Below are 11,477 nucleotides of genomic sequence, written 5' to 3'. Positions count from 1 at the left end.
GCTAACGAAACAGGAAAAACATTTGTACCTATTGAATTAGAGTTAGGTAAAAAACCTGTTAAACCAGGTGATGATTTAGCAAAAGCCTTTGGAATCAAAATCATCTATTTTGATTTAGATAAATCATTCATTCGTCCAGATGCCGCTTTAGAATTAGCAAAAATCTTAGACGTAATGGAACAAAATCCAACTATGGAAATCGATGTACGTTCCCACACAGATTGTCGTCAAACAGCAGCATACAACGCAGCATTGTCAGACAGAAGAGCTAAATCAACCATGGCATGGTTAATCTCAAAAGGCATCGCTAAAAACAGATTAACAGGAAAAGGATATGGCGAATCACAACTAGTTAACGATTGTGGTTGCGAACCAACTAACCAATCTAACTGTAGCGAAGAACAACACCAAGCTAACAGAAGATCAGAATTTATTATTACGAAATTGTAATAACATATTATTTATAATTTAAAGGCACGATTTTCGTGCCTTTTTTTATGAGATTAATTTTCTAAAGTTACCTTTGCATAAAAATTCTTTTGGAAGTAATAACGCAAGAAATAGTGTTGCCAAATTCGTCAGTAAAATTATTTATTCGACGTGAAGATTTAATTCATCCATTTGTTTCGGGAAATAAATTTAGAAAACTTAAATACAATTTAGAATTTGCTAAAAACAACAATTATAAAAAGTTAGTGACTTTTGGTGGTGCGTTTTCAAATCATATAGCCGCAGTTGCATTTGCAGGAAAAGTAAATGGATTTGAAACAATTGGAATTATAAGAGGAAATGAGTTAGCATCTGAAATCAATAGTAACCCGACTTTGAAATTTGCACAGGATTGTGGAATGAAATTTGAGTTTGTTTCAAGAGAAGAGTATCGTCAAAAGACAACTGTTGAATTTATAGAAAATCTTAAAGTTAAATATCAGCAATTTTATTTAATTCCTGAAGGTGGAACAAATGATTTAGCAATAAAAGGTTGTGAAGAAATAATAACTAATGAAGATGCTGCTTATGATTTTATTTGTTGTGCAATTGGAACTGGAGGAACAATTTCAGGAATTATAAACAGTTCTTCGTTTAATCAAAAGGTTTTAGGATTTCCGTCGTTAAAAGGAGATTTTTTAAAAAAAGATATTTGTAAATTTGCAAAAAAAGATAACTGGAATATTATTTCTGATTATCATTTTGGAGGATATGGAAAAGTTTCAAATGAGTTAATTAATTTTATTAATGATTTCAATGAAAAATACAATATTCCATTAGATCCTATTTATACTGGAAAGATGGTTTTTGGCGTTATAGAATTAATAAATAAAAATTATTTTCCTGAAAATTCAAAGATTCTTACGATTCATACCGGAGGTTTGCAAGGAATTGAAGGAATGAATTTAAAGTTGAGAGCTAAAAATTTACCAATAATTAAAATATGATAAAGAAAATAGTATTAGTTATAAGTATTTTATTCTTTGTTGCGTGTGGAACAAATAAAGGAGTTGTAAGAACTTCAAAACCTTCTACTACAAAAACCAAACCTGTTGTTACAACAAAAAAAGTTGAAACTACTAAACCTAATTTGCCTGTAAAAGTTTCTGAAAAACCAAATAATAATCTGCCAACGGAATCAAAAACGGAGACTTTAGAGGCGACTTCTAAAGTTAAAGTAACAACCGAATTAGTTCTTCAGTATATCGATAAGTATAAAAAAGTAGCAATGGACAATATGAAATATCATGGTGTTCCAGCTAGTATTGCATTGGCCCAAGCCATTTTAGAGTCTGGAGCAGGAACAGGTAGTTTGAGTCAAATGGCAAACAATCATTTTGGAATTAAATGCCATAAAGATTGGCAAGGTCCAGGAGTAAATTATGATGATGATGAACTTCAAGAATGTTTCAGAAAATATGAAAATGTGTACGATTCTTATCAAGATTATGCTGCCTTTCTGAAAGGAAGAAAATGGTATGAACCTTTATTTAAATTAGAAAAAAATGATTATAAAGGTTGGGCAAATGGACTTAAAAAAGCAGGTTATGCAACGGATCCAAAATATCCATCAAAATTAATAGGATTAATTGAAAGATACCAACTTCAAAAATACGATGCAGAAGTTTTAGGAATTGATTATGTTGAAACAAAACAAGTAATTTCTACAACTTCTGAACCCAAAAAAGTAAGTCCAGAAAAAGCACATGAAGTAGTTAAAGGAGATACATTATATTCTATATCAAAAAGATATAATATCTCAATAGATGATTTAAAAAAGAAAAATAATATTTCTGAAAATGCCATTTCAATAGGTCAAATTTTGGAAATCAAATAATTAAATATTTACAATGTTATACGAAAGAAGTAGTCAGTTATTTGCTGATGCAGAAAAAGTAATTCCTGGTGGTGTAAATTCTCCTGTTCGTGCTTTTAAAGGCGTTGGAGGAAATCCAATTTTTGTTAAAAGTGCAAAAGGAGCTTATCTTTTTGATGAAGATGGAAATAAACTAATTGATTATATTAATTCTTGGGGTCCAATGATTTTAGGTCATGCGTTCCAACCTGTTATTGAAGCAATTACTGAAAGAGCAAAACTAGGTACTTCTTTTGGAATGCCAACAGAGCTTGAGACTCAAATTGCCAAATTAGCAATTTCGATGGTTCCAAATATTGATAAAATTAGATTTGTTAATTCAGGTACAGAAGCTTGTATGAGTGCTATTCGTTTAGCACGTGGATATACCAATAGAGATAAAATCATAAAATTTGCTGGATGTTATCACGGCCATTCCGATTCTTTTTTGATTCAAGCGGGTAGTGGAGCAAGTACTTTTGGAACACCAAATTCTCCTGGCGTAACTCAAGGTACAGCAAAAGACACATTATTAGCTAATTATAATGATATTGAAAGTGTTAAGGAGCTTTTTGATTCTAATCCAAATGAAATTGCAGCCATTATAATTGAACCTGTTGCAGGAAATATGGGTTGTGTTCCTCCTAAAAATGGTTTTTTAGAGGATTTAAGAGGTCTTTGTAATAAAAACAACACATTACTTATTTTTGATGAAGTAATGACGGGATTTCGCCTTGCAAAAGGAGGAGCTCAAGAACTTTATAACATTCAAGCTGATATTGTTTGTTTCGGTAAAGTAATTGGTGGCGGTTTGCCTGTTGGAGCTTTTGCTGCAAATAATGAAATTATGAATTATCTTGCTCCAGTTGGACCAGTTTATCAAGCAGGAACTTTATCAGGAAATCCATTAGCAATGGCAGCAGGATTGTCAATGTTACAATCATTAAATCACGATTCAGAAATATATCAAAGACTAGAAGAAAAAACAGCTTATTTAGAAAACGGAATTAGAAAGGTAGTAGCGAATAATAATGTTGAATTCACTATCAATAGAGTTGGTTCAATGATTTCAATTCATTTTGATGCAAATCCTGTAGTTGATTTCAACTCTGCTAAAAAAGGTGATAATGATAAGTTTAAAAAATTCTTTCACGGATTATTAAATGAAGGAGTTTATATTGCACCTTCAGCATACGAAACATGGTTTATAACTGATGCACTTTCTTATGAAGATTTAGATTTTACCATAACCGCTATCGATAAAGTTACAAAGCATTTATAAATAAAAAAGCCTCGAAATTTTCGAGGCTTTTTTTTATGTAATAAAAGTATAAATTACTTACTTGATTTCTTTCCAATTAATCTTGCGTATAACTCAGTTTTTGATTCTAAAGTTGCAATTTGCTCAGGAGTTAAAGATGCTTTAAGTTTTAAATCAATAATTCTGTTTAATTCAGCTCTTCTTTCATCAGATAAACTTTCATTTGAAACTGCTTCATTTTTCATCTCAAATAATCTGTATAAATCAGCAGATTGAGTTTCGTTTAATCCTAATAATGAAGTTACTTCTGCACTATCTTTTTTAGAAAGTTCTTGAATTGCAGTTCTTTTTTCTTGAGCGCTAGCATTGATAGAAAAAGCTAAAATCAATGTTAAAACAAAAAATATTTTTTTCATGTGTTCTATGGTTTTAAGTGAAATAGAAATCAAAACTAATTTATTTTTGTCTAAAAAAAAAATTTATTTTGCATTATCTTCCATTTTTCTCTCTTTTCTTGCGCCTTTTGCTTTTTTTCTGAATTCCTTTTTTTGCTCAGAATGCTTAGATTCCCATTTTGTATATTGCTCAGATGTTAGAATTTTTTTCATTTCTGCTTTATGTGCAATTTGTTCATCTAACATTGCATTTCTTTTTTTGAAGAATTCATCTTTCGATGGTTTTTCACCTGATGCTCTTTTTGCTTCCATTTCAGCTCTTTTTGCCTCTCTTTTTTCAACCTGTTTCGAAACAATTTTTTGAATTTCAGCCGTTTGTTTATCGGTTAAGTCTAAGTCTAACTTCATCTTTTTTACTTGAAGTTCAACCTGTTGTTCAGGAGTTAATTTTTCTCTTTCTCCTTTGCCTTGTCTTTTTTCTTGAGCAAATGTTGTTAATCCAATAACTAATGCAAATGCTAAAATTAATTTTTTCATAATTCAAATTTATTAAGTGTTATACTGTTAAGACATTTTAGACTTGAAATGGTTTAATCATTAACAAAAAATTGTAAGTTTTTTAATTAATTTGTAAATTGGATTGTATATTTGCATTGTGAAAAAAGTAGTACTCATAGTAATATTTGCAATGATTCTTAAACCGATTCTTCCGGTTGTAGATTACATTGTTAACTATGAATATATATCAAAAGTTCTTTGTGAAAATAAAGCTAAACCAATACTTAAATGTAATGGTAAATGTCATTTAATGAAAGAATTAGCTAAAGCATCGGAAGATGAAAAGCCAATTAAATCAGATAAAAAAGACAACTCAAAACAAGAAGTTGAAGTGTTATTTTTTTCAGACCAAAAAAACATTTCATTTTTATATAAATTTGATTCTAATAGATCAAGTATTAATTCGAACTATTCAAATAATTATAACTTTTTGAATAGCGTTTTTGTATTTCATCCGCCCACAATTATTTCTTAAATTTTATCGTACGTCAGTTCAAAATCATCGAATTGACAGGATTTTTATATCCAATTTTGTTTGAAGAGCATTCTTTTCAAACACAATATCTATAAACTTTAATTAATAAAAAAATAAAATGAAATTTCAATTAAAAAATATTGCAATCGCTATGGTTGCTGCACTTGCATTCACTTCATGTTCAAATGATGATGATAATAAAATTACAGGAGAAGGTAGTCTTAATGTTGAGTTTGATAATGTTTTTGGTAGTGCCGATTTAATTTTAGGCACACAAACAAATACTACGTCACAATCTGAAAATTTAAAGATTTCAGAGGTAAAATACATCATTAGTAATATTGTTTTAACAAAATCTGATGGAACTACTTTTACTTATCCAAAAAGTGAAAGCTATTTTATTGTTGATGAGGCAACTGCTGCAAGTCATGTGTTGAATTTGTCAAATATTCCAGCAGGAAATTATACTAAAATAAAATTTGGAATTGGGGTTGACCAAGAGCAATTTAATTTAGGTGCTACTGGTCAAGGAGATTTTCTTGCTTCTGCTCAAGATGCTGGAATGATGTGGTCATGGAGTGCTGGATATAAATTTGTAGCTTTTGAAGGAACGTTTACTTCAGGAACAGTTGCTACAGATACTTCTTTTATGGTTCACACTGGGCAAGCAGGAACTTCTTATAATTATACTGATGTAACTTTAGATTTGCCTGAAAATGCACTAATTAGAACTAATATTACGCCACAAATTCATATCATGGCTGATGTAAAACATATTATTGATGGTACTAACAAAGTAAAACTATCTGACAATAATATGGGTGGAATGGGAGCAATGATTATGGGTGGAGCAAATTTACCTTTAATAACTGCAAATCTTTCAAATATGTTTGAAGTTGAGCATGTTCACAACGACTAAATAATCAAAAAAGCTGTCAGTTGTAATTGCTGACAGCTTTTTTTAAAATTCATAAAATGAAAGCAAAATATTTATTGTTAGTCATTTTTTCTGTTTTTCTTGGTTGTTCAAATGATGATGCTGAAGAGTATCAAAACATCCCAATTGATTTTCAAGTTCCTAGCAATTTTCCACCATTAGCTTATGATTTGGCAAATAATCCTTTGACTGAAAAAGGATTTGAACTCGGTAAGAAACTTTTTTATGATGGTCGATTAGCTTCAGATGGACTTGTGTCCTGTGGTTTTTGTCATATTCAAGAAGATGCTTTTACTCATCATGGCCACACGGTTAGTCATGGAGTTGATAATAATGTAGGGAATAGAAATACGCCGCCAATTCAAAATTTAGCATTCCAAACGGCATTTATGTGGGATGGAGCTACAACTCATTTAGATTTACAACCCATAATTCCTTTTACAAGCCCAATAGAAATGAATGGAAATTTTTCTAATGCAATCACTATGATGAAAGGCGATGCAACCTATAGAAAATTATTCAAGCAAGCTTTTGCCGATGGTGAAATTAATTCGGAAAATATGCTCAAAGCACTTGGTCAATTTATGGTTATGGTAACTTCGAGTAATTCAAAATTTGACAAGTTTAGAAGAAACGAAGTAGGAGGATCATTAACTTCTGAAGAGTTAGATGGTTATGAAATTTTCAATGAAAAATGTGCTTCTTGTCATGCAACTGATATTTTTACGGATAACTCTTATCGAAATAATGGATTACCTGTAAATCCTGCGGTGAACGACATTGGAAGATATAGAGTAACAGAATTAGCAGAAGATATATATAAATTTAAAGTTCCAAGTTTAAGAAATATAGAAAAAACTGCACCTTATATGCACGATGGAAGATTTTTTACACTTGATGCTGTTTTAAATCACTATGCATCGGGCGTAGTAAATTCAGCTACATTAGATTCAAGTTTGAATAATTCAGGCGTTTTAGGAATTCCTTTAACATCATCGGAAAAAACAAAACTAATTGCTTTTTTAAAAACATTAACGGATTATGATTATTTATCTAATCCAAAATTTGCAGAATATTAAAATGATAAGATATAGTTTAATTTTTTTAGTGGTTTTCCAATTAGGATTTGCTGCTACTACAAAAGATACCATTCCAAATACAAGTAAATTCAGCAAGTTTTTATATGTTTTTGATGAAGATGATGATTGTGACGCTTGCGGATGTTCAGCAAGTGGTGGAAGCATGGGTTTTGCTTCGATGTTGAACTCTAATTTTGTTGGAATTCGTTATTTTAATCAAAGCTATAAAAGTTCTGATGGATTATATAGTAATTCGCCTTGGTATGATGAAAACTTTAATACAATTCAAGTTTGGGCAAGAATTCCTATTGTAAAAAAACTACAAATTTCTGCTTTAATTCCTTATCATTTTCATAGTAGACAAACTGAAACTGGAAATCAAAGCATCACTGGAGTTGGCGATGCAACCGTTTTAGCAATGTATCAATTGTATCAAACTCATAAAGACAGCACAGTTTTTGTTCATACACTTCAAGTTGGTGGCGGTTTGAAAATTCCATTAGGAAAGTTTGATGAAGCTAATAATGGAAGTGTGAATCCAAGTTATCAAGTTGGTACTGGAAGTTGGGATTATCTTCTTGCAAGTGAATATATTATCAAAAGAAAAAGATTCGGGCTAAACACGATGTTGAACTATGTTATTAAAACGGAAAATCAAAAGAATTATCGCTTCGGAAATCAATTTAATTATGCGTCAACTTTGTTTTGGTTGTATGAAACTTCAAAGTATTCTATTGTGCCACAAATAGGTTTTGCAGGTGAAGTTTTTGAGAATAATTACCAACACAGTCAAAGGGTTAGAGGTACTTCTGGTGATATTTTTATGAGCAAAATTGGATTTGAAATAGGTAAAGATAAATTGTCTTTTGGCGCTAATGTAATGTTGCCAATAAATCAAAATCTAACTGGCGGAAATGTAGAAGCCAACTATAGATGGAGCTTAAATTTTAATTATGCTCTATAAAAAATAAAACGGAATTCAATAGAGTTCCGTTTTTATTTAAAATTTCAAATATCCATAACGTGCAGAATTTCCACATCTAGAACGCACAATATAAGTGTTGTCATCTACAGGTGTTGCAAATGATAAATCAAGTTCGTAGCAAAAGTTATAGGTTTTTCCAACGCCTGAATTAGGAATATCTTTTGTAGTAATTATTGAGCCATCACTATTGATAACACTCATAACAGCAAATCTACTATTTCTTACAAAATACTTTGTATTTGGATTAGTGTCTCTTGAATCATTGTAAATTAAAACTAATTGATTTTTTCTTAAAAAAGGCAGGTATTTTAAATGATCACCATTATCATTAGTTGTTCTTGGTTCTTCGTTTTTAATTCGGGTAAACCAATCTAATTTTCCAGTTGTTGCATCCACTTTCATTACAGAATAACCTGTTGAAACGAATGAATATTCCCAATTGTATTCTAATGGTTTTGTAGGATCTGGCGGTGGTAATCTTTTTGATCCTGTGTATAGTTCATTAAAAAGCAACCATAATTTATTGTCTTGTAAAAAAACTTGTTCAAAGTTTATATTGTTTTGTTTTTCCAAAGTAATTTTTTCGTTTAAAATCACTTTTCCATCGCTATCAAAATGCATTAAAAGTAGAGAGTTTGTTGGGTTTGCTTCAGGTAAAGCGCCGCCTAAATCAATGCCTACTTTTCGTTTGCCGTCGCTGATTCCTCCAATGAAATAGCTTCCGTTTTCAGCTTCTTTCCATTTAAACTGAGAAACTTGAAAATCTAAATCTTGTTTTAAATTATGTTCAACAACGTTTTGTGTTTTAGAATCCCAATAAAATAAAGACTTGTAGGGTTTAATTTTTGGTAAATCAAGTTCTCTAACAATGGCTAAATTTCCATTGTTTGAAACATAACAATTTATATTGAATGATTGTTTGGTTGTAAAACTAAATTCGTGTTCTACACTTTTTACAATTTTAAAATTTACGTCTAAAATGTAAAGTGTTACTTTTTCATTAAGTTTTTTATCGCCAGAAGGTCTTGAAACAACGCCATAAAACTGTTTGTTTTCAGATTGTGCAATAAAGTAATCACCAATGTTGAACATGTTTTTTGCAGGCATTTTGGCTAAAAAAGTCGCTATTGTTTTTGTTCCCGTATCAATGTTTGCTTTTTGAGTAAAAAGTTCAAATTCTTTTGTTTCACTATTGAATTCGGTTAAAAAATAAACATAATCTTTTCCAGTTAAATAAAAGAGATTTGTCAAGGTTTTCATGTTTTTACCCATTACTGGTTGTTCTAAACCTACAGAAAAATTATTTTCATCTTTTTCAAAATCATCGTTTGGGGAAAATATGTCTACAAAAACATCTTTATTAAAAATTTTGTCGTTGTAAGCAGATTTTATTTTAAAAAAACGCTTGCCATCAAAATGATTTTCGATAGTGTAATTCAATTCGTTTTCAATTGATGATTGACTTTCACTCCATTTAAATGTTGGTGTTTGGGCAACAAGGAAAATACTTTGAAAAAATAAGATTATAAAACTAATTTTTTTCATAATGTAGAGAGTTGAATTTTTGTAAATATAAAAAAAGACTTCATAATTGAAGTCTTTTTGGTGTAACATTTATTTTCCAGTATAAACGGCGATTTTTGCATCACCATCAACCACTACTTTCATCAAACCATGTTTTGCAATTCCTTTACTTGCTGCATCCCATTTTTTGCCACTTAATGCCGATTTTTCTTTTAAATCGCCAATTAAAATTCCTTCGTTAGCTTTTAAAATTTCAATAATCCATTTTTCATCTTCTGTCAATTCAACTTGTTTTTTCTCAGGTCGCATTTGCGGGAAGAAAAGTACTTCTTGAATGGAAGGATTATTGGTTAAAAACATGATCAATCTGTCCATTCCAATTCCTAATCCAGAAGTTGGAGGCATTCCATATTCTAAAGCTCTCAAAAAGTCTTCGTCTATAATTCCATTAGCTTCATCATCACCTTTTTCACTTAAAGCCATTTGAGCTTCAAAACGTTCACGTTGATCAATTGGATCATTCAATTCAGAATAAGCATTTGCAATTTCTTTACCGCAAACCATCAACTCAAAACGTTCTGTCAATTCTGGATTATCTCTATGCGACTTACACAACGGTGACATTTCTTTTGGATAATCAGTAATAAAAGTAGGTTGGATAAAATTTCCTTCACATTTAGCTCCAAAAATTTCGTCTATCAATTTTCCTTTACCCATTGTTGCATCAACTTCGATTCCCATTGATTTTGCAGCTTCAAAAAGTTCTGCTTCTGTTTTTCCAGAAATATCAAAACCTGTGAAGTTTTTAATTGCATCGGTCATCGTAACTCTTGCATATGGTGCTTTGAAACTTACTTTATGTTCGCCAAAAGTTGCGTCAGTTGTTCCGTTAACAGCGTTGGCACAATGTTCCAACAAGTTTTCAGTAAACTCCATCATCCAGTTGTAGTCTTTGTAAGCTACATAAATTTCCATAGCAGTAAATTCAGGATTATGCGTTCTGTCCATACCTTCATTTCTGAAGTTTTTTGAGAATTCATAAACACCGTCAAAACCACCAACAATCAATCTTTTTAGGTATAATTCGTTGGCAATTCTCAAATACAATGGAATGTCCAAAGCATTATGATGTGATATAAAAGGTCGTGCGGCGGCACCGCCAGGAATAGCTTGTAAAATTGGTGTTTCTACTTCCATATAGCCAGCGTCATTGAAGAAATTTCGCATAGCAGTAAAAAGTTTCGTTCTTTTTACAAAAACTTCTTTAACATTTGGGTTTACGACCAAATCAACATAACGCATTCTGTATCTTAATTCAGCATCATTAAAGGCATCATGAACTTTTCCGTCTTCGTCAACTTTTGGCAAAGGCAACGGACGCAAAGTTTTACTCAAGAATGTAAGATTATCAACTCTTACACATTGAGCTCCAACTTTAGTTAAAAATAACTCGCCTTCAATTCCAATAAAATCACCTAAATCAGTTAATTTTTTGAAAACAGTATTGTATAACGTTTTGTCTTCGCCGAGACAAAGCATATCTCTATTCAAATAAAGTTGAATTCTACCATCGCTATCTTGCAATTCAGCAAAACAAGCTTTCCCTTGATCGCGAACACTCATCAATCGACCAGCAATATTGACCTTCTTACCTTCTTCAAAATTTTCCTTTACCTGTTTTGAAGTCGTATTCACAGGATATAAATCCGCAGGATATGGGTTAATTCCAAGTTCGCGCAAAGCGTTCAATTTGTCTCTTCTAATGATTTCTTGTTCCGAAAGTTGCATATAAAATGTATTTAAGCGTGCAAAGATATATATTAGTTTAAAAGTTTAAAAGTTTAAGTATCGAAACTTCAGGATAAAAGTTTTTTGTAGCCAAATTTAATCATATTAAAAAAGTGAATTATTTTTATATA

General features: G+C 30.9%; 12 protein-coding genes. 8 read left to right on the top strand and 4 right to left on the bottom strand.

Annotated features, from left to right (window positions below; all coding sequences use genetic code 11):
- From Q0049_RS01675 to hemL, 4 genes are all read left to right on the top strand, one after another.
- Window positions 1-450, top strand: a 450-nt coding sequence (locus Q0049_RS01675) for an OmpA family protein (protein ID WP_298115799.1), incomplete at its 5' end; no start/stop codon positions are given.
- Between the two features lie 98 nt (window positions 451-548).
- Window positions 549-1,436: a 1-aminocyclopropane-1-carboxylate deaminase/D-cysteine desulfhydrase gene (locus Q0049_RS01670; protein WP_298115802.1), complete on the top strand. Its 888-nt coding sequence runs from the start codon at window positions 549-551 to the stop codon at window positions 1,434-1,436.
- Window positions 1,433-2,326 carry a glucosaminidase domain-containing protein gene (locus Q0049_RS01665; protein WP_298115795.1) on the top strand — a complete coding sequence of 298 codons (894 nt, stop codon included), beginning with the start codon at window positions 1,433-1,435 and terminating at the stop codon, window positions 2,324-2,326. The genes Q0049_RS01670 and Q0049_RS01665 overlap by 4 nt, the downstream gene beginning before the upstream one ends.
- 13 nt (window positions 2,327-2,339) lie before the next feature.
- A complete protein-coding gene (gene hemL, locus Q0049_RS01660; protein ID WP_298115792.1) occupies window positions 2,340-3,626 on the top strand; it encodes a glutamate-1-semialdehyde 2,1-aminomutase in 1,287 nt (428 codons plus the stop codon).
- A 53-nt stretch (window positions 3,627-3,679) separates the two neighbouring features.
- Here the strand turns inward: hemL and Q0049_RS01655 are convergent, their stop codons facing one another.
- Window positions 3,680-4,021: a hypothetical protein gene (locus Q0049_RS01655; protein ID WP_298115787.1), complete on the bottom strand. Its 342-nt coding sequence runs from the start codon at window positions 4,019-4,021 to the stop codon at window positions 3,680-3,682.
- 63 nt (window positions 4,022-4,084) lie between these two features.
- Complete coding sequence (locus Q0049_RS01650) at window positions 4,085-4,537, bottom strand: hypothetical protein (RefSeq protein ID WP_298115785.1); 453 nt, start codon at window positions 4,535-4,537, stop codon at window positions 4,085-4,087.
- 271 nt (window positions 4,538-4,808) lie between these two features.
- Here Q0049_RS01650 and Q0049_RS01645 point away from each other — a divergent pair, with 271 nt between their 5' ends.
- From Q0049_RS01645 to Q0049_RS01630, 4 genes are all read left to right on the top strand, one after another.
- Window positions 4,809-5,033: a hypothetical protein gene (locus tag Q0049_RS01645; RefSeq protein WP_298115782.1), complete on the top strand. Its 225-nt coding sequence runs from the start codon at window positions 4,809-4,811 to the stop codon at window positions 5,031-5,033.
- Between the two features lie 118 nt (window positions 5,034-5,151).
- Window positions 5,152-5,952, top strand: coding sequence for an MbnP family protein (locus tag Q0049_RS01640; protein WP_298115778.1), 801 nt, complete (start codon window positions 5,152-5,154; stop codon window positions 5,950-5,952).
- Between the two features lie 56 nt (window positions 5,953-6,008).
- Entirely contained in the window at window positions 6,009-7,049 is a 1,041-nt protein-coding gene (locus Q0049_RS01635; protein ID WP_298115776.1) for a cytochrome c peroxidase, read from the top strand.
- A 1-nt stretch (window position 7,050) separates the two neighbouring features.
- Window positions 7,051-8,013: a transporter gene (locus Q0049_RS01630; protein ID WP_298115773.1), complete on the top strand. Its 963-nt coding sequence runs from the start codon at window positions 7,051-7,053 to the stop codon at window positions 8,011-8,013.
- Window positions 8,014-8,049: 36 nt separating this feature from the next.
- Here Q0049_RS01630 and Q0049_RS01625 read toward each other — a convergent pair whose 3' ends face one another.
- Together Q0049_RS01625 and lysS are read right to left on the bottom strand one after the other, a co-directional pair.
- Window positions 8,050-9,579 (bottom strand): hypothetical protein, encoded by a 1,530-nt coding sequence (locus Q0049_RS01625; protein ID WP_298115771.1) that lies wholly within the window; start codon window positions 9,577-9,579, stop codon window positions 8,050-8,052.
- A gap of 69 nt (window positions 9,580-9,648) precedes the next feature.
- Window positions 9,649-11,346, bottom strand: coding sequence for a lysine--tRNA ligase (gene lysS, locus Q0049_RS01620; RefSeq protein WP_298115768.1), 1,698 nt, complete (start codon window positions 11,344-11,346; stop codon window positions 9,649-9,651).
- Window positions 11,347-11,477 lie beyond the last annotated feature (131 nt).

Origin of the sequence: Flavobacterium sp., from assembly GCF_027484205.1 — a bacterium.
Classification (GTDB): Bacteria; Bacteroidota; Bacteroidia; order Flavobacteriales; family Flavobacteriaceae; genus Flavobacterium.
The sequence above is the reverse complement of the archived record's forward strand: the minus strand, read 5'-3'. Positions and strand labels throughout refer to the sequence as shown.